The 21879-nt window shown below is 62.9% G+C and carries 19 protein-coding genes, 1 other RNA gene and 2 pseudogenes; 11 read left to right on the top strand and 11 right to left on the bottom strand.

What is annotated here, in order from left to right:
- Positions 1-5: 5 nt before the first annotated feature.
- A complete protein-coding gene (locus NKJ91_RS17145; RefSeq protein ID WP_352456531.1) occupies positions 6-200 on the bottom strand; it encodes a hypothetical protein in 195 nt (64 codons plus the stop codon).
- A 224-nt stretch (positions 201-424) separates the two neighbouring features.
- Here NKJ91_RS17145 and NKJ91_RS17140 point away from each other — a divergent pair, with 224 nt between their 5' ends.
- Complete coding sequence (locus NKJ91_RS17140; protein WP_352456530.1) at positions 425-1324, top strand: dienelactone hydrolase family protein; 900 nt, start codon at positions 425-427, stop codon at positions 1322-1324.
- On the opposite strand, the gene NKJ91_RS17135 is transcribed toward NKJ91_RS17140, so the two are convergent.
- The gene (locus tag NKJ91_RS17135) at positions 1325-2233 is read right to left on the bottom strand and encodes an EamA family transporter (protein ID WP_352456529.1); all 909 of its coding nucleotides are present in this window, start codon (positions 2231-2233) and stop codon (positions 1325-1327) included.
- 90 nt (positions 2234-2323) lie between these two features.
- Between NKJ91_RS17135 and NKJ91_RS17130 the strand changes: the two genes are divergently transcribed.
- Entirely contained in the window at positions 2324-2803 is a 480-nt protein-coding gene (locus NKJ91_RS17130; protein WP_352456563.1) for an Lrp/AsnC family transcriptional regulator, read from the top strand.
- A gap of 72 nt (positions 2804-2875) precedes the next feature.
- Here NKJ91_RS17130 and NKJ91_RS17125 read toward each other — a convergent pair whose 3' ends face one another.
- Together NKJ91_RS17125 and NKJ91_RS17120 are read right to left on the bottom strand one after the other, a co-directional pair.
- Entirely contained in the window at positions 2876-3073 is a 198-nt protein-coding gene (locus NKJ91_RS17125) for a hypothetical protein (RefSeq protein ID WP_023676715.1), read from the bottom strand.
- A 147-nt stretch (positions 3074-3220) separates the two neighbouring features.
- Positions 3221-3706: a thioesterase family protein gene (locus NKJ91_RS17120; RefSeq protein ID WP_352450083.1), complete on the bottom strand. Its 486-nt coding sequence runs from the start codon at positions 3704-3706 to the stop codon at positions 3221-3223.
- 119 nt (positions 3707-3825) lie between these two features.
- Here NKJ91_RS17120 and NKJ91_RS17115 point away from each other — a divergent pair, with 119 nt between their 5' ends.
- Both NKJ91_RS17115 and NKJ91_RS17110 read left to right on the top strand, forming a co-directional pair.
- Positions 3826-5241: an FAD-binding oxidoreductase gene (locus NKJ91_RS17115; RefSeq protein ID WP_352456528.1), complete on the top strand. Its 1416-nt coding sequence runs from the start codon at positions 3826-3828 to the stop codon at positions 5239-5241.
- Positions 5242-5335: 94 nt separating this feature from the next.
- Entirely contained in the window at positions 5336-9451 is a 4116-nt protein-coding gene (locus NKJ91_RS17110) for an AsmA family protein (RefSeq protein WP_352456527.1), read from the top strand.
- An 11-nt stretch (positions 9452-9462) separates the two neighbouring features.
- Here the strand turns inward: NKJ91_RS17110 and NKJ91_RS17105 are convergent, their stop codons facing one another.
- Positions 9463-9900: a MarR family winged helix-turn-helix transcriptional regulator gene (locus NKJ91_RS17105; protein WP_352456526.1), complete on the bottom strand. Its 438-nt coding sequence runs from the start codon at positions 9898-9900 to the stop codon at positions 9463-9465.
- Between the two features lie 154 nt (positions 9901-10054).
- Here NKJ91_RS17105 and NKJ91_RS17100 point away from each other — a divergent pair.
- Positions 10055-11835, top strand: a pseudogene (locus NKJ91_RS17100) (chloride channel protein).
- A gap of 3 nt (positions 11836-11838) precedes the next feature.
- On the opposite strand, the gene NKJ91_RS17095 reads toward NKJ91_RS17100, so the two are convergent.
- From NKJ91_RS17095 to NKJ91_RS17080, 4 genes are all read right to left on the bottom strand, one after another.
- Positions 11839-12060: a ribbon-helix-helix domain-containing protein gene (locus tag NKJ91_RS17095; protein WP_352456525.1), complete on the bottom strand. Its 222-nt coding sequence runs from the start codon at positions 12058-12060 to the stop codon at positions 11839-11841.
- Positions 12061-12080: 20 nt separating this feature from the next.
- A complete protein-coding gene (locus NKJ91_RS17090; protein ID WP_023676708.1) occupies positions 12081-12284 on the bottom strand; it encodes a DUF4169 family protein in 204 nt (67 codons plus the stop codon).
- Positions 12285-12302: 18 nt separating this feature from the next.
- The gene (locus tag NKJ91_RS17085) at positions 12303-12839 is read right to left on the bottom strand and encodes an SspB family protein (protein WP_023676707.1); all 537 of its coding nucleotides are present in this window, start codon (positions 12837-12839) and stop codon (positions 12303-12305) included.
- A 134-nt stretch (positions 12840-12973) separates the two neighbouring features.
- Complete coding sequence (locus NKJ91_RS17080; protein ID WP_352456524.1) at positions 12974-13663, bottom strand: TetR/AcrR family transcriptional regulator; 690 nt, start codon at positions 13661-13663, stop codon at positions 12974-12976.
- A 168-nt stretch (positions 13664-13831) separates the two neighbouring features.
- Between NKJ91_RS17080 and NKJ91_RS17075 the strand changes: the two genes are divergently transcribed.
- Both NKJ91_RS17075 and NKJ91_RS17070 read left to right on the top strand, forming a co-directional pair.
- Positions 13832-15037 carry a multidrug effflux MFS transporter gene (locus NKJ91_RS17075; protein WP_352456523.1) on the top strand — a complete coding sequence of 402 codons (1206 nt, stop codon included), beginning with the start codon at positions 13832-13834 and terminating at the stop codon, positions 15035-15037.
- A 101-nt stretch (positions 15038-15138) separates the two neighbouring features.
- Positions 15139-15960, top strand: a pseudogene (locus NKJ91_RS17070) (LysR family transcriptional regulator); the annotation flags it as partial.
- Positions 15961-16026: 66 nt separating this feature from the next.
- Here the strand turns inward: NKJ91_RS17070 and NKJ91_RS17065 are convergent.
- The gene (locus NKJ91_RS17065) at positions 16027-16767 is read right to left on the bottom strand and encodes an SDR family oxidoreductase (RefSeq protein ID WP_352456522.1); all 741 of its coding nucleotides are present in this window, start codon (positions 16765-16767) and stop codon (positions 16027-16029) included.
- Between the two features lie 401 nt (positions 16768-17168).
- Here NKJ91_RS17065 and NKJ91_RS17060 point away from each other — a divergent pair, with 401 nt between their 5' ends.
- The gene (locus NKJ91_RS17060; RefSeq protein WP_352456521.1) at positions 17169-18965 is read left to right on the top strand and encodes an acetolactate synthase 3 large subunit; all 1797 of its coding nucleotides are present in this window, start codon (positions 17169-17171) and stop codon (positions 18963-18965) included.
- Positions 18966-19052: 87 nt separating this feature from the next.
- On the opposite strand, the gene ssrA is transcribed toward NKJ91_RS17060, so the two are convergent.
- Positions 19053-19408: a transfer-messenger RNA gene (gene ssrA / locus NKJ91_RS17055) on the bottom strand.
- 162 nt (positions 19409-19570) lie between these two features.
- Between ssrA and NKJ91_RS17050 the strand changes: the two genes are divergently transcribed.
- The 3 genes from NKJ91_RS17050 to modA all read left to right on the top strand — a co-directional run bounded on the left by NKJ91_RS17050 (position 19571) and on the right by modA (position 21867).
- Complete coding sequence (locus NKJ91_RS17050) at positions 19571-19882, top strand: DUF2853 family protein (protein WP_023676702.1); 312 nt, start codon at positions 19571-19573, stop codon at positions 19880-19882.
- Between the two features lie 113 nt (positions 19883-19995).
- Positions 19996-20790 carry a thymidylate synthase gene (locus NKJ91_RS17045; RefSeq protein ID WP_023676701.1) on the top strand — a complete coding sequence of 265 codons (795 nt, stop codon included), beginning with the start codon at positions 19996-19998 and terminating at the stop codon, positions 20788-20790.
- A gap of 285 nt (positions 20791-21075) precedes the next feature.
- Complete coding sequence (gene modA / locus NKJ91_RS17040; protein ID WP_352456520.1) at positions 21076-21867, top strand: molybdate ABC transporter substrate-binding protein; 792 nt, start codon at positions 21076-21078, stop codon at positions 21865-21867.
- Positions 21868-21879 lie beyond the last annotated feature (12 nt).

Genomic DNA, 21879 nt, shown 5'->3' with positions numbered 1-21879 from the left:
TTTCCTCAGGCTTTGGTGTTTGCGGCCGGGTGCCGGTTGGCGCGGATCTTGATCAACGATCGTTTGAATGCGGTGAAGGCAGTGAACCGCAGCGCCAGCAAAGCCATAGCGGCGAGGGCGAACCCACTTGCCAGAAGCGGGGAGGGAAAGGTCATGGGCGTAATTCCTTCGTCGTCAATCAGGCATTCTTTTCCCGCCAAATGGCCATTCTCGTTCGCCAAATGGCCCGAGTAAGGCATAGCCCTTCTTTTTACATCGTGGTGCGTGCATTTAGCATTGCCACAAAGGACCAAAATTTAACGACAGTGCGGCGCGCGGCATCACGGCCTCGTGCAGGGACTTATGGCAGCCTCACTCAGCCGTGACTGGACCAGGCAAGCTTCGGCTCTATGTTGCCGCAGGGGGCGCCGACGAGGAGCGCGCCATGACAACACCTGCCGGACCCACTGCCGCCGAGCCTGTCATTACCCAGGCGATGATCGATGCCTATGACGAATACACGCACCTGACGCTCGACCGGCGGCGCTTCATGGAGCAGTTGACCAGGCTTGCCGGATCGGGTGCGGCAGCTGCCGCGATCGCGCCGCTGCTGGCGGCGAACTCGGCCCAGGCGGCAATCGTGGCGGAAGACGATCCGCGTGTGAAAGGCGAGGACATCAGCTATCCCGGCAGCGCCGGCGAGATGAAGGGCTATCTGGTCAAGCCGGCGGACCAGACCGGCAAGCTTGGCACCGTCATCGTGGTGCACGAGAACAGGGGTCTCAACCCGCATATTCGCGATGTGGCGCGGCGCGTTGCGCTGGAAGGGTTCGTGGCGCTTGCGCCGGACTTCATGACACCGCTCGGCGGCACGCCGGACGATGAAAACAGGGCACGTGACCTGTTTTCCCAGCTCGATCCAGCACAGGTCGCCGCCAATGCCGTGGCAACGGTCGCCTACCTCAAAGGCTACAAGGACGGCAACGGCAAAGTCGGCGCCGTCGGCTTCTGCTGGGGCGGCGGCACGGTGAACATGCTGGCCGTCAACGCGCCGGACCTCGCCGCCGCCGTCGCCTATTACGGCATGCAGCCAAAGGCCGAGGACGTGCCGAAGATCAAGGCCGCGCTCATGCTGCATTATGCCGGGCTCGACACCCGCACCAATGCCGGCATCAATGCCTTCAAGAAGGCACTCGACGCGGCTCATGTCGAATACTCGGTCTATGTCTATGAAGGCGCCAACCATGCCTTCAACAACGACACGTCGGCGGCCCGCTACGACAAGAAGGCGGCTGACCTCGCCTGGGGCCGGACGATCGCTTTCCTCAAGGAGAAGCTGGCCTGATCAGGTGGGCGCCGGCGCCGGTTTGTGAAGGGCGACGCCGGCCACCACCAGCGCGATGCCGATGCAGTCGGTGAGGCTCGGCACCTGCCGCAGCACAATGACGCCGATCAACGTCGCGGTGACCGGCAGCAAAGACAGCATCAGCGCGAAGCTGGAGCGCGGCAGCCGCGACATGGCAAGCTGGTCGCAAATATAGGGAATGACCGACGAGCAGATGCCGACGCCGACCCCCGCAAGCAGCAGCGGCGGCGCCGAGAAAGCCGGCAGAGCATCGGCGAAACCGATCGGCAGAACGACGAGAAGCGCGACCGCCATGGCGGCACCCAGCCCGGCGATGCCATCGCCGGCGCCGCCGCGCGCAACGCGGTGGCCGAGCACGATGTAGCCAACGAACAGCGTGCCGTTGAGGAAGGCCCAGAACAGGCCGACGGGATCGCTCGACCATCTGACGTCGATCAGCAACAGGGTGCCGGCGACAGCGATTGCGAGGGCGGCGAGATTGCGCGGGCTTCTGAGGCCAACAAGCGCAACGCCGATGGTGCCGACGAATTCGATCGCCGCCACCAGCGAGATCGGCAGCCGATCGAGCGCCAGGTAAAACGAGCAATTCATCACCCCAAGGCAGACGCCGAAAGCCACAAGCAACAACCGCGTCGAGCGATCGGCGCGGGCGAAGACCGCCCATGGCCTGGTCAATGGGGCAAAGACGAGTGCCGCGGTGGCGATGCGCAGCCAAGCCATGCCGAGCACGCCGACATGCGGGAACAGCAGCACCGCGAAGGCCGGTCCGAGATAGTGGAACACGGCGCTGACGCCGAACCAGAGATGCGGCGGCACCGCGTTTGCCAAGATAAAGGCGGGGCCGGCGAGTGCCGGACTTGCTGCGGGGGCTTGCGTCCGGTCTTGCATGGGATCAGTATCGCAGGCGATTTTTGCCATTGATATGGATGATGGCCGGGCACAACGGCCATTTCCTTTCTGAAAGCAAGGAGTATTCCGCTGAAACGCCTTCGAAATGAAAATAGCGATCTGGATCCGGCGGACCTGAAAATCCTGCGCCTGCTGGAAAAGGACGCGCGCACCAGCACCGCCGAACTGGCGCGGTCGGTCGGCCTGTCGGCGCCGAGCGTTGCCGAGCGCATCAAGCGGCTGCAGGAAAGCGGCGTGATCGAGGCCTATACGGTGCGTATCAATCCGGCCGCGCTCGGCATGAAGCTGTCGGCATGGCTGCGCATCAGGCCGGTGCCGGGGCAACTGGCTGTCGTGGCCGAAATCATCCGCGACCTACCGGAAATCGCCCAATGCGATCGGGTCACCGGTGAAGACTGTTTCATCGCGCTGGCGCATGTCGCCTCGGTGGCCGAGCTCGAGCGGGTGATCGACCGGATCATTCCGTTCGCGATGACCAATACGGCGATCATCCAGTCGTCGCCGGTGGTGCCGCGATCGCCGCTGGGGGCGGTGAAGCGCCAGCCTTGACGCTTGGGATCGTTCGTCAGCACATCATCAGAAATGCAAACCGGACGGCCGGTCTGTTTCTTCCCCCACCGTTCAGGCGTGGCCGCGTTTCATCCGCGCCTGCTTCAGGATGGCGCGCCAGCGGATCATGGCGAAAGGGATTGGCTCGTTGTTGTTGGCGATGTGGAAGATCTCGTTATTGAGGTTCTTCAGCGAGCGCCAAAAATCATAGTCGGTGATGCGTGGATCAGCCGCCAGCCTGTCGGCCTCGACCTTGATATCGGTTTTCATGCACGTTCCCCGAACCGCTGCTGCTCCGCCGCCCGTATCGCAATTCGATGCGGACGGTTTTCCAACGCCGCGCTGAGTCGTTCAACGTCTCAATTCGGCTTGTTCACGTTAAAACCTCGGTAAGGTTAACGGCGGTTGGACCGTGGTTCAAGCCGGCTTACGACGAATACCGATCGAGCGGCCGGCGCGCTCCGGCATCGGCAGGGCGGCATGGGCGGCGCGCATCGCTTCCACCCTGGCCAGGACGTCGGCGGGGAAGGGCGCTACCTTCGGGCCAGCCATGTCGACGTGCAGCGACAGCGTTTCGGATGTGGCGGCAAGCCAGCCGTCGAGATGGCGGATTTCCTGATAGGCCCTCAGCCGCTTCTCGTCATGGTCGAGGAGTTGGAACGAGACCGTGACCTTGTGGTCGAGATGCAACTCCTGGACGTAGCAGACATGGACTTCCGCGGTGTAGATGGTCAGCCGTCGTTCTTTCACATAATCCGGCCCCATCCCCATCATCTCGAATGCTTCGTCGGAGCACCGGTCGAACAGCACGTTGTAATAGGCCATGTTGAGATGGCCGTTGTAGTCGATCCAGGCCTCCTCGATGTCCATGGCGCGAGAGACGAAAGGGGCAGGGATGGGCATCGGAAACTTCCTTCTCGTCATACCGGGATAAGCGTGGACTGGACAGAGCGTGGTTGGTGAGACTACGCATCCCTAGATGCAGAACAAGGGTGGACGCTGGTCCATTCGCGGAGGAATCGATGGCTCTAAGCGACCTCAATCCGGTCGAGCGCAACGAAGAAGGCATTGCCGCCGTGCTCGGCATCCTCAAGCAGCGGCTCGGCGAGCGATTCCAGACCGGCCAGGCGATCCGCGCCCAGCACGCGCACACCACGACCTATATCCCGATGCAGGCGCCGGACGGTGTCGCCTTTGCCGAGACGACGGAGGAAGTGCAGGAGATCGTGCGCGCATGCGCGGCGCATCGCGTGCCGGTGATTGCCTTCGGCGTTGGCTCTTCGCTGGAAGGTCACACCAATGCGCCGGGCGGCGGCATCTCGCTCGATACGTCACGCATGAACCGCATCATTGCGGTCAATCCGCAGGACCTCGACTGCACCGTCGAGCCCGGCGTGACGCGCGAGGATCTGAACCGGCACCTGCGCGACACCGGCCTGTTCTTTCCGATCGACCCGGGCGCCAACGCCTCGCTCGGCGGCATGGCGGCGACGCGGGCGTCGGGCACCAACGCGGTGCGCTACGGCACGATGCGCGAGAACGTCCTGTCGCTGACGGCGGTGATGGCCGACGGGGAAGCAGTGACGACCGGCAAGCGCGCCAAGAAAAGCTCGGCCGGCTATGATCTGACGCGGCTGCTGATCGGTTCGGAGGGCACGCTCGGCATCATCACCCAGCTGACCTTGAAGCTGCAGGGCATTCCACAGGCGATTTCAGGCGGCGTCTGCCCGTTTCCCAGCCTCGAGGCGGCGTGCAACGCGGTGATCGCGACCATCCAGATGGGCATTCCGGTGGCGCGCATCGAACTGGTCAACGCGCTGCAGATGCGGGCGATGAAGACCTATTCGAAGCTCGACTATCCGGAGAGCCCCTGCCTCTTCGTCGAGTTCCACGGCAGCGATGCCAGCGTCGCCGAACAGGCCGAGACCTTCGGCATGATCGCCGAGGAAAATGACGGCGGTCCGTTCCTGTGGACCAGCGTCGCCGAAGAGCGGACAAAATTGTGGAAAGCCCGGCACGATGCCTACTGGTCGTCGCTGACGCTGCGGCCGGGCGCCAAGGGCCTCTCGACCGATGTCTGCGTGCCGATCTCGCGCTTTGCCGAATGTGTCACGGAGACCGAAGCGGATATCGCCGAGATGGGCCTGATCGCGCCGATCGTCGGCCATGCCGGCGACGGCAATTTCCATGTGCTGGTGCTGATGGACGTGGACGATCCGAAGGAGATCGCACTGGCGGAAGAATTCGTGGCGCGGCTCAATATGCGCGCCATCGCCATGGACGGCACCTGCACCGGCGAGCATGGCATAGGGCAAGGCAAGATCGGCTTCCTGCGGCATGAGCTCGGCCATGGCGTCGACATCATGCGCACGATCAAGCAGGCGCTCGATCCGCTGAACATCATGAACCCGGGCAAGATATTGCCGGGAAAGGACTGACGTCAGGCCGCTGCCGTACCCCTATTTGCCTCTTTATCGACACGCTGATGCGGGTAGAGTGCCACTGACTTTACTATCAACTGTCTAGGAGTTCATGCTCGCACGCCTGTTCGTGATCTTCGGTGGGCTTCTTGTGCTGGTGCTGTGTGCGGCGCTGGTGGTGCCGTACTTTGTCGACTGGACAGGTTACCGTGCCGATTTCGAGCGCGAGGCCAGTGCCGTCCTGGGCCGCAAGGTGACCGTGCGAGGCGATGCGACGGCAAGGCTGCTGCCGTTCCCCTCGGTGACCTTCTCGAACGTCGCCGTTGCCGGTGGCCCCAACGGCCAGCCGGCGATGACCGTCGAAACCTTTTCGATGGATGCAGAACTTGCGCCATTCCTGCGCGGCGAGGTGCTGATCTTCGACATGCGGCTGGTGCGGCCGAAGGCGACGATCGACATCGCCGCCGACGGCACGGTCGACTGGACGATACGGCCGTCCTCGCCCTTCGATCCCGGCCAGATCTCCATCGAGAAGCTGACGGTGACGGAAGGACAGATCGCGCTCAGCCACGCCGCAGGCGGGCGCAGCCATCTCATTTCCGAGATCAACTCGACGATCTCGGCCAAGTCGCTGGCCGGCCCCTGGCGGCTGGACGGCTCGCTGTTGCTGGACGGGTTGCGGACCACGATCGCCGCTTCCACCGGCAAGGCCGAACCGGACGGGCAAATGCGGCTCAGGCTCAAGGCCGAGCCGGACGCCTATCCGCTGGTCATCGAGACCGACGGCAATGTGGGCCTCGTCGAGGGCGCCGCCGTCTATTCGGGCCAGTTCAAGATATCGGGCGCTGACCAGACTGCGGCGCGGCAGCTGGGCACCGGCGGCGAGGCGCTGAAAGTCAGCGCCGGCAAACCGGACCCGGGCTTCAGGCTGAACGGCAAGTTTTCGCTCGACCACCAGAAGCTCGGCGTCGACGAATTCCGCTTCGAGACGGGGCCGCGCGACAATCCCTACACCGCCGACGGCAAGGCTGCGGTCGACCTTGGGCTGAAGCCGCATTTCTCGATCGAGGCCAATGGCGCGCAGGTGCAGTTCGACGAGGCCGTGGGGGCGGCGGCCGGTGCCGGATTGACGCTGTCCGAGCGGGTAGCGGCGCTGGAGCAGGCGCTGCTCGATCTGCCGAAGCCGACCATACCGGGCACGGTCGAGGTGAAACTGCCGGCGGTGGTGGCAGGCGATACCACCGTTCGCGACGTGCACCTGTCCGCCGAGCCAGCCGAGGGCGGCTGGGCGGTAAAATCGCTGGCCGCCACGCTGCCCGGCCGCGCCAAGCTGGAAGCCACCGGCATGGTCAGCGTCGAGGACCATTTCGGTTTCACCGGATCGCTGCTTCTGGCGGTGGCGCAGCCCTCCGGCTTTGCCGCATGGCTGTCGAAGGACGTCGACGAGGCGATCCGCCGCTTGCCGGCCGCCGGCTTCAAGGCCAAGGTGGATTTGAGCGAGAAGCACCAGGCCTTCAGCGATCTCGAACTCATCCTCGGCAAGGCGAAGTTCTCCGGCCGCATCGATTCCAGCCAGCCCGACGACACCCGTCCATCGGTGCTGATGCAACTGGAAGGTGGCGAACTCGATGTCGATGGGCTCGCCGCCTTCGCCTCGATCTTCGTCAGCGACAAGGGCGCCAACCGCTTTTCCGACCGCGACCTCGATTTCCAGATCAAGGCCGGGCCGGTCAGCGCCGGCGGGTTGACCGCCGATAGCGTCGACACCGCGCTTAGATTGCGCGATGGGCTGCTTGAGATCGATCGCCTGTCGGTCGGCGGACTTGCCGGCGCCTCGATCAGCGCCACCGGTCGAATCAAGGATTTCCCGGCGAGCCCGACCGGCAAGCTCGACGCCTCGGTGGTCGCCGTCGACCTCAAGCCGCTGATCGACGTCGCCGTCCAGCATTATCCCGGCAATGCAGTGCTGAAGGGCCTGGCGGAGCGTGCTGCTGCCTATCCCGAGCTGTTCCAGGATGCGCGTATCGATGCGGTCACGAGTGCCGCAGACAATGGCGACGGTACGACCGGACTGGCAATGAGCGCACAGGGCAAGGCCGGTGGCTCGGCCTTTTCGGCGTCGTTGTCCGGCAAAGGGGCGCTCGACCGGCCTCTCGAAGCGCCGGTGACGCTGACCTTCAACGCAAGGAACGCCGACGCCACCGCGCTTCTGGCGCTTTACGGTTTGCCGGCGCTGCCACTCGGCATGCTCGGCGAGGCGACCACCGACGTCTCGGCCAAAGGCACGCTTGGCGGCGGCCTGGCGACACGCTTCAGCCTGGCCGGCAACGACTTCAAAGCTGGTTTCGACGGGACAATTGCCGACACGCCTCAAGGCGCGGCCGCCAAGGGCAAGGTCAGCCTTGAAACGGCCGACATCGAGCCATGGCTGATGACGACCGGCGTCGGCCTGCCCGGCATGGGCACCGGCATGTCGACGTCGCTTGCAGCCGATGCCGATTACGGCAATGGTCTCCTGGTGCTGAGCGGCCTCAGCGGCGCCGTCAACGAAGCGGCGGTTTCCGGTGACGTAAATATCGACATCAAAGAGGGGCTGCCGCATCTTGCCGGCGCGCTGTCGCTGGACGAGCTGGACCTCGATCCGATGGCGGTGATGCTGTTCGGTGACCAGGCCTTCCTTGTCAATGACAGGACCTGGCCGACGGCACCGTTCAGCCAGAAATCCAGTCTGCCATTTACCGCCGATCTCGATCTGACGGCGGCGTCGCTTGCCGCCGGCCCGCTTGCCACCGCCTATGACGCTGCGCTGTCGCTGCAGCTCGACCAGGAGGGCATCCGTGTTTCCGACCTCAAGGCAAAGTTCCTCGGCGGCGCGTTGAGTGGCCTGTTCGAGCTCAAGAACAATGACGGCACCGGGCTTTTCTCCGGTCAGATGAAACTCGCCGGCGCCGATCTGGCAGCCGTGCTGCCGGAGGCCGGCATCAGCGGAAGCGGCGAGTTCTCGACGGCGCTTTCGACCAGCGGCAAATCGGTCGACGCGATGGTTGCGGCGCTGTCCGGTTCCGGCACGGCAACGCTCAAGGGCATGACTATTGCCGGCTTCAATCCCGATGCCTTTGGCGCATTCATCGCCAAGGCCGATGCGATAGGGCGCGATGTCGACGCGTCGAAGACTGCCGGCTTCGTGCCGCAGATCGCCGCGGCGGGCAGTTTTCCGGCGCAGGACACCGATATTGCCTTCACCATCGCCGGCGGCACGCTGAGGGCGCCGCCGGTCAAATTCGAAAGCCCGGGCGCGACGCTGTCCGCCGACATCACCGCCGATCTGAACACCAGCACCGTCGATGCCAAGGGCGAGATTGCTTACCGGCCCGGCGACGAGGTGCTGGTCGGCTCCGAACCGATTTTGAATTTCAGCGTCGACGGGCCGTTCGGCGCCACCAAACGGCAGTTCGACAGCGAGCCGCTGGCACAGTTCCTGACCCAGCGTGCGCTGGAAAAGGAGCAGCAGCGGGTCGAAGCCATGCAAGCCGCACTGCTCGAGAAACAAAGGCTGCGGCGTGAGGTGCGCTACTACGCTGCGCTGCAAACCGAGCGTGAAAGAGCGGCGGAGGAACTGCGCAGACAACAGGAAGCAGCGCGGCTGAAGGCCGAGGCCGACGCCAAGGCAAAGGCCGAAGCCGAGGCTCAGGCCCAAGCCGAAGCCGAGGCGAGGGCGCAGGCTGAAGCCAAGGCGAAGGCTGAAGCGGACGCCAAGGCGGATGCGGAGGCGAGGGCGCAGGCTGAAGCCAAAGCGAAGGCTGAAGCGGACGCCAAGGCAAAGGCCGAAGCTGTGGCGCAGGCCAAAGCCGAAGCGGAGGCCAGGGCGCAGGCTGAAGCCAAGGCGAAGGCGGATGCAGCGGCGAAGGCCGAAGCCGAGGCCAGGGCGAAAGCCGAGGCGGCTGCAAAGGCCGAAGCGGATGCCGAAGCCAAAGCCAAGGCGGCGCAACAGGCTGCCGAGGAAGCAGCGCAGGCCGAAGAACAGCAACGCCAGAGGGCGGAAGAGGCGTTGCGGATCGCCTCGGAAGAGAAGGCAAGGCTCGACGCCGAACGCAAGGCCGCGGCGGAGCGAGCGGAACGGGCGCCACCGGCCGCAAATAACGTGCCACCGCCAGTGCAGCCCCCGCCAAAGCTCAAGTTCGATCCCTCGTCGATCGACGATCTGCTAAAATCGCTGAATGGCGGGTGACGGCGCATCCCTTATGTGTCGCGTCCAGCAAGCAAGCGCTTCAGCATCGGCTCGATCCGCCCGAGTTCGTCGAGATGAGCGGCTGACAGATCGGCGAGACTGTCGTCGGCGCGCTCGGTCAGCCGCAGCAGCACGCGGCGGTGGTCCTCCTCGTCGTGGTCCCTCGCGACCAGCCCGGCTTCGCAAAGACGGTTGACCAATTCCACTGCGCTGTGATGGCGGATGCGCAGGCGCTCCGCGAGGTCGCCAATGGTCACTGGCCCTCCGCCGGGAAACCCTTTGATTGCAAGCAGGGCCTGATGCTGGCGTGGTGTCAGGCCGGCTTCCTGCGCCTGGATCTGGCTGAATTCGAGAAAGCAGCGGATCAGGTAACGAAATTCGGACAGCCTCTGGTAGTCGGCCCGCCCGATCGTTGCGCCGCGCTTTTGTGGCTTCGAAGTGTCTGCCATCGATTCCTTTCCGACAAAGCCGCAAACGGGCCTTGAACATTTATATCGTGTTACGATACAGAGCGCACCAACATGGCTCGTGCCCGCCATCTTCGGTGGCACGGCCAGCGACCCATCCGCAAGTCGGCACGCCGCCAGAAAGCAAGGTTTGCAAATGAAGTCCGATCACGCCAACCCCGCCCATCTGCGCGATTTTACCACCGATGCCCGGGTGCTGCTCATTGCCGGCATAGCGGTGGTGGTTGCGACGGCGGGGTTGTTTGCCGGCATTGCCCTTTTGAAGCTGATCCGGCTTGCCACGAACATCGCCTATTTTGGCCAGTTCACGCTCGCCGACCTGAAACTGCAGGATACGCCTCGGTATTTGTTCCGGTCATCGGGGCACTGATCATCGGTGTGATGGCTCGCTTCGGAAGCGAAAAGATTCGCGGCCATGGCATTCCCGAAGCCATCGAGGCGATCCTGCTCGGACGCTCGCGGCTCGACGCCAAGGTGGCAATCCTGAAGCCGTTGTCGTCGGCGGTCTCGATCGGTACCGGCGGGCCATTCGGCGCGGAAGGGCCGATCATCATGACCGGCGGCGCCATCGGTTCGCTGATCGCGCAGATGCTGCCGGTCAGCGACAATGAACGCAAGACGCTGCTGGTGGCGGGTGCGGCGGCCGGCATGACCACCGTGTTCGGAACGCCGATCGCCGCCATCATGCTTGCGGTGGAATTGCTGCTCTTCGAATGGACGCCGCGCAGCTTCATTCCTGTGGCGGTCGCCGCCATCATTGCCGAGGTCGAGCGCACCATGCTGCATCTGCCGGGGCCGATCTTCCCGTTTCAGGGCGGCATGGAGGTTTCATTTCCCGGCCTTGCCGGCTGGGTGCTGGTCGGCCTGGCAGCCGGGCTGCTATCGGGGTTGCTGACCCAGATGGTCTATGCGTGCGAGGACGGTTTCCAGAAGCTGCCCATCCACTGGATGTGGTGGCCGATGCTCGGCGGCCTGGTGGTCGGCATTGGCGGGCTAATCGAGCCGCAGGCGCTCGGCGTCGGCTATGACAATATCGCCGACATGCTGGATGGCCGCACGATAGCGACCGCCGCGCTCACCCTGTTGGTGGTGAAGGCGATCATCTGGTCGGTCGCACTCGGCTCGGGAACGTCGGGAGGTGTGCTGGCGCCGCCGCTGATCATGGGCGGGGCGATGGGCGCGGTCCTCGCCGGCTTCCTGCCGGCCGCGGATCCGGGCTTCTGGGCGCTGCTGGCGATGGCGGCGACGATGGGCGGCACCATGCGTGCGCCGCTGACCGCCACCTTCTTTGCGGTTGAACTGACCGGCAACACCCATGTCCTGGTGCCGCTGATCGCGGCGACTGCCACGGCGCATGCGGTGACCGTGCTGTTGATGAAGCGTTCGATCCTCACCGAAAAAATCGCAAGGCGAGGGCATCACCTGGTTCGCGAATACCGTGTCGATCCGTTCGCCTTGACCAGGGTGCGCGAGGTGATGACCAGCGAGGTCGAAAGCGTGCCGGCGACGATGACGCTGCATGGCGCGGCAGCGTTCCTGACGGCGCCCGAGACGCGGCATCCGAGCTTTCCGGTCGTCGATGAAGAGGGCCACGTGCTCGGCGTCATCGACCCGCCGGCGATCCTGCGCTGGAGACGCGCCGGCAAGCACCGCACGACGACACTTGGCGAACTGCTGGCCGGCAGCAAGGTCACGCTGGCCTATCCGGATGAGTATCTCGAGGGCCTCTCCGACAAGCTGCTGATGGCGAACGTGTCCCATTTGCCGGTCGTCACGCGAGAAAATGCCCGGCTGGTGGGCTATGTCGGCTGGAAGGACCTGATGCGCGTCAGATCGAAGAAACAGGCCGAAGAACGCGACCGCTCGGCTTTGCTGGGCTTCCGTATCCGGCGCAGAAAACAGGATAGCGTTGCCTGAAGGCTACAACTTGCCGCGCTTGGCCCAATCCAGCACATAGAGCCGGAGCGCCGAGGAGAGATTGGCATCGCGCGGGCGGCTCTCGTCGATTTCGGCGACAAGCGCGGCGAGCGTCAGTTTTCGCACGGCCGCGATGGCGCCCAGGTCGTCGTAAAAAGGCTTTTCGAGCGAATAGCTGGTGCGGTGGCCGCGAATGGTGACCGAGCGCTTTTCCACCGGGCTCACGAGACGATCCTACTCACACTTCAAGCATCGGATTTGTCCGAATCGCCCGAATTTTCGCGGCGATGGCCGGCGACGAATTTATCGGCCTTGTCGGCGATCAGGCGGTCGCGATCCCGGCTGGGTTTGGAACGGCCATGCAGCGCCCGGTTCTGTTCGGCCAGGCGCTCCTTCTCGGCTCGCGCCTTCTGCTTGCGTGCCTGACGGAGATTGACGATCTCGGCCATGTCACGCCGCCCGTCGGGTCACTTCTTGCGGAAGGCGTCAAGCGACACCACGTCGGCGCCCTTGGCGCCGGCGTCGGCCGCGGCAGGCTTCTTTTCCGCTTCGGCGGTTTTCTTCTTCGTCTCGGGCTTTTTCTCGGCGACGATGGCCAGCGGTTCGGGAGCAGGCTTGGCCTTTGTCTCCTGTTCCGCCGGGGTATCGGTCTTGACGTCGAATTCGAGCTCGAAGTTGACGGACGGGTCGTAAAAGCCGCGTACGGCCGAGAACGGGATTTCCAGTTTCTCCGGCACGTCGGAAAACGACAGCCCGACCTCAAAGCCGGTGTCGCTCACCTTCAGGTCCCAATACTGGAACTGGATGACGATGGTCATCTGTTCGGGATAGCGCTCGCGCAGCCGCGACGACACGCGCACGCCCGGCGCGCCGGTGAGAAAGGTGATGAAGAAATGATGGTTGCCCGGGAGACCGGTGCGCGCGACCTCGGCCAGGACCTTGCGCATGACGCCGCGCAACGCCTCCTGGGCCAGAATGTCGTAGCGGATGTGGTCGTCGGCCATGTGGCTGTCGGGTTCCGTTGAATCGTCCTGATAGCTGTAATCAAGCTTGAGCGCGGCGTAAACCGGATATAGATCGCCGGCGTGCGGAAGCGAAGCCCATTGGCGACGATTTGATCGTCAAACGGCTTTGATCGTCAAGCGCTGGCGAGCGCGCCCTGTTTGCTTGCCCGGGCCATAGGCTGCCGCTTGCCGAAGGCGCGCAGGAAGGTGCGCACGCCATTTGTCGCCGACTGCACCACCTCGTCCTCGGTCGGTGTGCCGCCGAGCATGAACGTCGTCTGCAACTCGGCATTGGCAAGCGCCATGAACTGGCGCGCTGCGACATCGGGATCGTCGATGTCAAGGAAGCCGGCATGAGCGAGGCGGGCGAAGCGGGCGGCGATCGCCGGCCATGTCCTGCCCGGTCCTTCTTCGCGCCATTCGGCGAACAACTCGGGATAGCGCCCGCCCTCGGTCTGGATCAGCTTGCGCAGGAATTTGCCGTCGCGGTTGCAGATGCAGTTGTGGTTCATCCGCACAGCAAAGGCGATGAGGTCGGCCTCGAGATCCTTCGGCTGATCGGGAAAAGTGGAAATCGTAGCAAAGATGCCGGCATTGCAACGTTCGGTGAGGTCGCGGACGATGGCAACGAAGAGTTTTTCCTTGTCGCCGTGATGATTGTAGATGGTCTGGCGGGAGACGCCGGCCTCGGCGGCAATCATGTCGATATTGGCACCGGCAAAGCTTTCGCGGCAGAAGACCGAGGCGGCGGCATCGACAATCGACATGCGCTTGGCCTCGTGGCCTCGCGGCGGGAAAATGTCAGGAGAGACGTTGGCCTTCATGCAAAACTATATAGAGATGGTTGACGAATTAGACAAGCCTGTCTAAATTTGTGGACTTGCACGAAGGGGGTTTCGTTCCGCAGAAGAGTCGGAACTCCACGGGATGGAACGTCCTAGGGTTACACGCCGGTCCTCGGCGGCAACCAGAATTCGAAAGAGCCTGCTATCATGAACGCCAAATTCCTCCGCATTGCGGTCGTGCTCGGCCTATTGTCCGCGATCGGCCCGTTTGCCATCGACATGTATCTTCCGGCCCTGCCGTCAATCGGCGAGGATCTGCATGCCAGCACTGCCGCGGTGCAGATGAGCCTGCTGATCTTCTTTCTTTCCATGGGCTTCGGCCAGATCGTCGTCGGACCAATCTCCGACATGGTCGGCCGCAAGCTGCCGCTCTACGGCGGCCTGGCGCTGTTCATGGTCGGCGGCGTCGGCTCGGCGCTGGCTCCCTCGATCGAATGGCTGATCGCCTTCCGTTTCCTGCAAGGGCTCGGCGCCAGCGCCGGCATGGCCGTGCCGCGTGCGATCGTGCGCGACCTGCATACCGGCACCGAGGCCGCCAAGCTGATGTCGCTGCTGATGCTGGTGTTTTCGGTGTCGCCGATCCTAGCGCCGCTGACCGGTAGCCAGATCATCGAGAATTTCGGCTGGCGCGCCGTGTTCTGGACGGTGACGGGCGCGGCCGTGCTCGCCACCATCCTGCTGGCGACCTCGCTCAAGGAGACACGGCCGGTCGAAGAGCGCGCCGGTTCGTCCTTCGGGACGGCACTTTCCGGCTACCGCTTCCTGATGGGCGACCGCAACTTCCTTGGCCTGACGGCCATCGCCGGCTTCGGCATTGCGAGCTTCTTCGTCTATCTGTCGAGCTCGTCCTTCATCCTGATCGATCATTACGGGCTGTCGCCTTCAGTCTACAGCGTGTTCTTCTCGATCAATGCGGTTGCCTTCATCGGCATGTCGCAGCTGACCGGGTTGCTGTCGGAGCGGTTCGGGCTGCAGCGCGTGGTGCGCGTCGCGGTGACCGGCTATGCGACGACGATGGTGGTGCTGTTCGCGGTGATGGCATCGGGTGTCGACCGGCTCGACGTGATGGCGGCGCTGCTGTTCATCGGCTACGGCTTTCTCGGCCTGGTCATCCCGACGACGTCGGTGCTGGCCATGGAAGAGCATGGCGAGATCGCCGGTACCGCGTCGGCGCTGATGGGCACGCTGCACTTCGCCATCGGGGCGGTCGCCATGGGCGTCGCCGGCGTGTTTTTCGACGGCACGCCGCTGCCGATGGTGGCGGGCATCACGCTCTGCGCGGCGATCTCCTTCACACTGGCCAAAATAACGCTCGGCCGCAGCCGGGACGTCGCGGAAGCGCCGGCGGAGTAAACTTCGCCTATCGAGACAAAAAGGCCGGGCGATGTTCCCGGCCTTTTCACGTTTGCGGTCCCGGTTCAAAGCAGCCTATGCCTATATGACGGGTTCAGGACATGCAGCTTCGACATCTCAAAACCTTCGTGGCGGTCGCCACCACCTCGAACATCACACGCGCCTCCGAGCGGGTTCATCTTGCCCAATCGAGCGTGACCGAACAGATCCAGGCGCTGGAAAGCGATCTGGGCACGTCGCTGTTCGACAGGTCACGGCGTGGCTTGAAGCTGACGGCGGCGGGACAACGCCTGCTGGACTACGCAAACGATCTCCTCGACCTCGCGGACGAAGCCCGTTCCGCAGTCGCCGACGCGAGCGGCACGGTTGCCGGTCGCCTGACTGTCGGCGGCCTGGAGACGCTTTGCTCGACACGCTTACCAGCTCTGCTGGCGGAATTCCATCGGCGCCATCCCGATGTGGAACTGAACCTCAGGGCGGACGATAGCAGTGGGTTGCGTGCCGGCGTGACAAGCGGGGCGCTGGACGTATCTTTCCATTTCGGAGCCGTCCCGGCGGCGGCGCCGGAGCTGCGAAGCGAGCAAGTGGCAGTAGAAGAGCTCGTCACCATAATGCCGGCAAATCACCGGTTGGCCGGATATTCTGCCATAACGCCCGACGATCTGGCTGACGAGGCCTTCCTCGTGACCCAGCCCGGTTGCGTCTATAGGCGGATGTTCGACGAAACGTTTGCCGCAATGTTGCCTGACCGTCCAAAACTCGTCGGCGAGTTCGCCAGCATGGGTGCGATACGGGGCCTTGTCGCAGCCGGTCTTGGCTGCGCGCTGGTTCCGCGTCTCGTGGCTTCTGCGGCTGACGCCAATCTCGTCGTGCTGACTTGGGTCGGAAGCAGTCCGGTGACGCCGGTCACCATGGTATGGCGCCACCGGCGCATTCAAGCGCCGGTCATGCGGCTGTTCCTCGCAATGGTTCGCGAGGTCTGGCCGTCACTAGACCAGCCGCTGGCCACCATCGACATGAAGCACGGTTCCGGTGATGAAGCCGTTGTGCATGAGGGACGTGATGGCTTGGGCAATGTCGGCTGCCTGGCCGATCCGGCCGACGAGCAGACGCTTTGCCATGGCATCCAGCGCGGCCGCCTTTCCGCTGCCGACGACGGCATCCCAAATCGGCGTGTCGACCCAGCCCGGCGAGACGACGTTGACGCGGATCGGCGCCAGTTCGACGGCAAGCGCGTAAGCGAGTGAGCCAAGTGCCCCATTAACGGCTGCCACCACCGAGCCTTTCGCCGCCGGACGATAGGCGGCGATGCCCGAGGTCAGCGTGATCGATCCCCCGGGCGTCAGACGAGGCGCGCCATGCTTGGCAAGAAGAAGCGGCCCGACGACTTTGGAATCCATCACTTTGCGCGCCACCGAGATATCCATCTCGGGAAGCAACACATAGACGCCGGTAACGTCGGCGGCGGTCGAGACGATGTGGTCGAGCGTGCCGACATCCTGGAACAGGCGCTGGACCTCGTCCTCGCTAGTGACGTCGGCTGCGATCGTCCTCAGCCCTTCGGGGTGAGGCACGCGCTGCCGTGCGGCCGACAACCGGTCCTCGGAGCGGCCGACGATCGTAACCTCGGCGCCGGCGGCAAGCTGCTGTTCGGCCAGCGACAGCCCCATGCCGGAACTGCCGCCAACGATCAGGATGCGTTCGTGTTTCGGTGTGGTTTCCTGGTTCATCTTATCTCTCCATGAGGCAGCTCGCCGGGCATGACCACACGCGGCGAGAAACTGAGGCCTTGTCCCGCAAAGGCGTGGAAGAAGGGAAACGGGAAGAAACGAATGCTGCCATCGGAGGTTCCGATGATGGGAGGCCCTTGGGCTTTCGCCTCTGAGACGCCTCAGCCTGAGACGTTGACGATGCGCGATTTTCTGTGTAGCAGCGATCATCATGAAGATCGCAATGGTTCTTGCAGTGGTAGGAAAGCGCACGGGCAGGATGGTGTAACCATCCGGCGACAGCCGTCCGTGCGCGACAAACAGGCTCCCGACGGGGCCTTTTTTTATGCCCGAAATTCTTCTTACGCCCGATTTCGGCGATGCCCCGTCAACCCATCCTCATCACGCTACGGGACAGAACCATGACAAGCGATAATTCCATTCAGCATACGAGCAACCGCATGACAGGAGCGGAGATCGTTCTCCGCGCACTCAAAGACAATGGTGTGGAGCATATTTTCGGCTATCCCGGCGCGGCCATATTGCCGATCTATGACGAGATATTCCAGCAGGACGACATCAAGCATATCCTCGTGCGCCATGAACAGGGCGCCGGCCATGCCGCCGAGGGTTATGCCCGGTCCACGGGCAAGGTCGGCGTGATGCTGGTCACGTCAGGCCCAGGCACGACAAATGCCGTGACGCCCCTGCAGGACGCGCTGATGGATTCAGTGCCGATCGTCTGTCTGTCCGGACAAGTGCCGACAACATTGATCGGCTCCGATGCCTTTCAGGAATGTGACACGATTGGCATCACGCGATCCTGCACTAAGCACAGTTCGCTCGTCAAAGACGTCAACGACCTGGCCTCGACGATCCATAGGGCATTCCACATCGCCCAGTCGGGGCGACCGGGGCCTGTTCTCGTCGACATGCCAAAGGATGTTCTGTTTGCGTCGGGCATGTACACGCCGCCTTCGGACGTTGCTGCGCTGAAAAATTATCAACCGAAGCTGCAGGGTGATATCGGCAAGATCGGCCAGGCGATAGCACTGATGGCCAATGCCAGCCGTCCCGTTATTTATGCCGGCGGCGGCATCGTCAATTCCGGCCCGGAAGCATCGAGATTGCTCCAGGAACTGGTTCAACTGACCGACTTTCCGGTCACCTCGACGCTGATGGGCCTTGGAGCTTACCCCGCCTCAGGCAAGAACTGGCTCAAGATGGTCGGCCTGCATGGTTCCTATGAGGCGAACATGGCGATGCACGATTGCGACACCATGATCTGTATCGGCGCGCGTTTCGATGACCGCGTGACCTCGCGTGTGGATGCTTTTTCGCCCAACTCCAGGAAGATCCATATCGATATAGATCCGTCCTCGATCAACAAGAACGTCCACGTCGATATCGGCATACAAGGCGATGTCGGCAATGTTCTGGGGGACATGGTTCGTCTGTGGCGCGCATTGCCTCAGAAACCGGATGGAAGCGGCCTTCAGGACTGGTGGAGAAAGATCGCCGGCTGGCGCGCGCGCAATTCATTCTCCTATGAGATGAACAAGGACGTGATCATGCCGCAATACGCGGTGCAGCGTCTCTACGCGCTGACGAAGGATCGCGACACATACATCACCACTGAAGTGGGCCAGCATCAAATGTGGGCGGCCCAATTCTACGGCTTCGAAAAGCCGAACCGCTGGATGAGTTCGGGCGGCCTTGGGACGATGGGCTACGGCCTGCCGGCGGCGCTGGGCGTGCAGATCGCACATCCGGACGGCCTCGTCATCGATATCGCTGGCGACGTATCGGTTCAGATGACCATGAAAGAGATGTCGACGGCAGTCCAGTACGACGCGCCGATCAAGATATTCATTCTGAACAACGGATATATGGGCATGGTTCGCCAGTGGCAGCAAATTCTTCACGGCAACCGCCTCGCGCATTCCTATTCCGAGGCCTTGCCCGATTTTGTCAAATTGGCCGAGGCGTTCGGAGCGGTCGGCCTGCGCTGCGACAAACCAGCCGACCTTGATGATGCGATCCAGGAAATGATCGATGTGGACCGGCCGGTGCTCCTTGACTGTCGTGTTGCCAAGCTCGCCAATTGTTTTCCGATGATCAGGACGGGCAGGGCGCACAATGAGATGCTTCTGTCACATGAGGCCACCGACGAGACCTTTGGCAGCGCGATCGAAACGATCAGCCAGGGACTGGTATGAACGCCGCGGCGCCAGGGCGTAAAAAGCCCAGGCCTGCAGCTGCACATATCGGGCGAGCCTGCGGCTGCGCATACCAAAAGAGGGAGAAATGGAGGTTTCTGTTGCCAGGTACCTCCGAACCCCGCCTAGAAGTGCGAACCACTAGGGCTTGAATTGAAGCTATCGCACCGCTTACGCGGCGAGACGTGCTTCCGCATAGTTGTCGTTGGCAACTATAAGTTTAGCCCGATAACGGTGGTACAATGCCGGGCAAAAGTACGATCTTTACACCTTCGTCGATCCTATTTCGCCCCCAGCAAAAGCCGCTCCTGAGCAGCGGTTTTTGGTGGAGGCGCCGGGTACCGCCCCCGGGTCCGAACGGCTTATTTCATCGCCTGTTTATCGCCATAGTCGGTCGAGCCGACGAGGCGAATATAGGGACTGACGGTGGAAAATGAAAGGCCGGAATGCCACTTTCGTCCGTGTCAAAGTGGATCATCAAGGGGTTGACTTGCAGCCGGTCTCAACCGAAGCTTTGTGGCGGTGAGGAGACCTAGCGCATACTTGCGGCAGCGCGCCACGATCCTCACTGACCGGATCCCGTGGCGCCGACGAGGGGAAATTCGATGGCCGATTATCTCGCAGACGTAAAGAAATATGATGCGGCGGCGGATGCCGACGCGGTCGCCAAGATCGTCAAGCATCTGGGCATCGCGCTCAGGAACCGCGATTCCTCGCTGGTGTCCTGCACCGACCCGGAGGAACTGAAGCGCGTCAGGAACAGCTGGGTCGCCGGCAAGCTCGGCGTCACCGACGGTGCCAAGGCGGATGCGGCTATCGAAAAGACCTGCAAGGCTATGGCGGCCGACAACAGCAAGAGCCGGGTGACATTCTATTACCTCGTCGCCAAGGATCTGGGCATGCTCGGCTCGCTCTGAGCAACCTCGCCGCCGGTGCTGGTGAGGCTTCTGCTGGAATCGTCTCGCTTTGCTGTGTTCGGCCGACGGTCATTCGGCTATGATGGCTGACAACCCGAATCGGACCGGAGCCGATGCGCCAGTATCTCGACCTTCTGAAGCATGTGCTGGAAAACGGCGCCGATCGCGGCGACCGCACCGGCACCGGAACGCGCTCGGTATTCGGCTACCAGATGCGCTTCGACCTGGCCCGCGGCTTTCCGGTCACCACCACCAAGAAGCTGCACCTGAAGTCGATTATCCACGAGCTTTTGTGGTTCCTGGCCGGCGACACCAACATCAAATATCTCAACGATCACGGCGTCTCGATCTGGGATGAGTGGGCCGACGAGAACGGCGATCTCGGCCCGGTCTATGGCAAACAATGGCGGTCGTGGCCGGACGGCCATGGCGGCGCCATCGACCAGATTGCGAATCTTCTGAAGGAGATACGCAAAAATCCTAATTCGCGGCGGCTGATCGTTTCGGCGTGGAACCCGGCCGAGGTGGAGGCCATGGCCTTGCCGCCCTGCCACTGCCTGTTCCAGTTCTATGTTTCGGAAGGCAAGCTTTCCTGCCAGCTCTACCAGCGTTCGGGCGATATCTTTCTCGGTGTGCCGTTCAACATCGCTTCCTATGCGTTGCTGACGCTGATGGTGGCGCAGGTGACCGGATTGAAACCCGGCGATTTCATCCACACGCTCGGCGACGCGCATCTTTACTCGAACCATTTCGAGCAGGCGCGCGAACAATTGCGGCGCACGCCCAAGGCGTTGCCGACGCTGTGGATCAATCCCGAGGTGAAGGATCTCTTTGCCTTCCGCTTCGAGGATTTCCGGCTCGAGAACTATTTCGCCGACGCGACGATCAAGGCGCCGATCGCGGTCTAGCACCATAGCTGACCGTGCATATCGACATTGCCTACTGCGGCTGCGCCCTCGGGCGTTGTCAGCATCCATCTCGATCGGCAGACGTCGACCTCACGCCCAATCCCGGGTCGCTGATTTCATGTGAATATTTCCTTCGGCTTCGACGCCGCTGTATCCAACGACGATTGTCGCAGGCCGGGAAAACCTCGGTTCAGAATGCCGTCGCCGGTAAAGAGCCTTTCCTTGTTATGTTCACATGAATATATCGATGGACGCCTTCGGGCGTTCCGAGACGAGGAGAGTTTCATGCTGGCGCGCAAAGGTTCGACGACGATTGCCATCGCGGGTCTCGCCGCCATCCTGATGGCCGCGGTGCCGGCGGCCCATGCCGATGACAAGGTGGTCGTGTTTGCCGCAGCGAGCCTGAAGGACGGGCTCGATGCCGTCAACAAGGCCTGCGAGGCCGATGTCGGCGAGGCGGCAACCATTTCCTACGCGGCGAGCTCGGCGCTGGCCAGGCAGATTGAAAGCGGCGCGCCGGCAGACCTGTTCATCTCGGCCGATCTCGACTGGATGAAATATCTTGCCGACAGGAAGCTGACCAAGCCCGGCACCGAAGTGAAATTGCTCGGTAACCAGATCGTGCTGATTGCTCCGCGGGATTCCAAGGTCGAGACCAGGATCGAAAAGGGGTTCGATCTTGCCGGGCTGGTCGGTAACGGCAAACTTGCCATGGGCGATGTCAAGGCAGTGCCAGCCGGCAAATACGGCAAGGCGGCGCTCGAATCGCTCGGTGTCTGGTCTTCCGTCGAAGGCAAGGTGGCGCAGGCCGAGAATGTCCGCGCCGCTCTAAAACTGGTATCGACCGGCGAGGCAGCACTCGGCATCGTCTATGCCACGGATGCGCATGCGGAGCCTGGCGTGAAGGTGGTCGGCACTTTCCCCGCGGGTACCCATCCGCCGATCATCTATCCAGTCGCCCAGCTTGCGGATTCGAAGAGCAGGGATACCCCGGCATTCCTGAAATGCCTGCAATCCGCCAAGGCTGGCGAACTCTTCAAGGCGCAAGGTTTTACAATCCTCGCGCCGAGCAACTGACGTACGGCACCG

The sequence above is a fragment of the Mesorhizobium sp. M0040 genome (assembly GCF_040323505.1).
In the GTDB taxonomy this organism is placed as follows: Bacteria; Pseudomonadota; Alphaproteobacteria; order Rhizobiales; family Rhizobiaceae; genus Mesorhizobium.
This window is presented reverse-complemented; position numbering and strand designations above follow the sequence as displayed.

Coding starts and splice junctions, on each gene's coding strand:
- NKJ91_RS17140 (WP_352456530.1), top strand. CDS start 425: ATGACAACACCTGCCGGACCCACTGCCGCCGAGCCTGTCATTACCCAG.
- NKJ91_RS17135 (WP_352456529.1), bottom strand. CDS start 2,233: ATGCAAGACCGGACGCAAGCCCCCGCAGCAAGTCCGGCACTCGCCGGC.
- NKJ91_RS17125 (WP_023676715.1), bottom strand. CDS start 3,073: ATGAAAACCGATATCAAGGTCGAGGCCGACAGGCTGGCGGCTGATCCA.
- NKJ91_RS17120 (WP_352450083.1), bottom strand. CDS start 3,706: ATGCCCATCCCTGCCCCTTTCGTCTCTCGCGCCATGGACATCGAGGAG.
- NKJ91_RS17115 (WP_352456528.1), top strand. CDS start 3,826: ATGGCTCTAAGCGACCTCAATCCGGTCGAGCGCAACGAAGAAGGCATT.
- NKJ91_RS17110 (WP_352456527.1), top strand. CDS start 5,336: ATGCTCGCACGCCTGTTCGTGATCTTCGGTGGGCTTCTTGTGCTGGTG.
- NKJ91_RS17105 (WP_352456526.1), bottom strand. CDS start 9,900: ATGGCAGACACTTCGAAGCCACAAAAGCGCGGCGCAACGATCGGGCGG.
- NKJ91_RS17090 (WP_023676708.1), bottom strand. CDS start 12,284: ATGGCCGAGATCGTCAATCTCCGTCAGGCACGCAAGCAGAAGGCGCGA.
- NKJ91_RS17085 (WP_023676707.1), bottom strand. CDS start 12,839: ATGGCCGACGACCACATCCGCTACGACATTCTGGCCCAGGAGGCGTTG.
- NKJ91_RS17080 (WP_352456524.1), bottom strand. CDS start 13,663: ATGAAGGCCAACGTCTCTCCTGACATTTTCCCGCCGCGAGGCCACGAG.
- NKJ91_RS17075 (WP_352456523.1), top strand. CDS start 13,832: ATGAACGCCAAATTCCTCCGCATTGCGGTCGTGCTCGGCCTATTGTCC.
- NKJ91_RS17065 (WP_352456522.1), bottom strand. CDS start 16,767: ATGAACCAGGAAACCACACCGAAACACGAACGCATCCTGATCGTTGGC.
- NKJ91_RS17060 (WP_352456521.1), top strand. CDS start 17,169: ATGACAAGCGATAATTCCATTCAGCATACGAGCAACCGCATGACAGGA.
- NKJ91_RS17050 (WP_023676702.1), top strand. CDS start 19,571: ATGGCCGATTATCTCGCAGACGTAAAGAAATATGATGCGGCGGCGGAT.
- NKJ91_RS17045 (WP_023676701.1), top strand. CDS start 19,996: ATGCGCCAGTATCTCGACCTTCTGAAGCATGTGCTGGAAAACGGCGCC.
- modA (WP_352456520.1), top strand. CDS start 21,076: ATGCTGGCGCGCAAAGGTTCGACGACGATTGCCATCGCGGGTCTCGCC.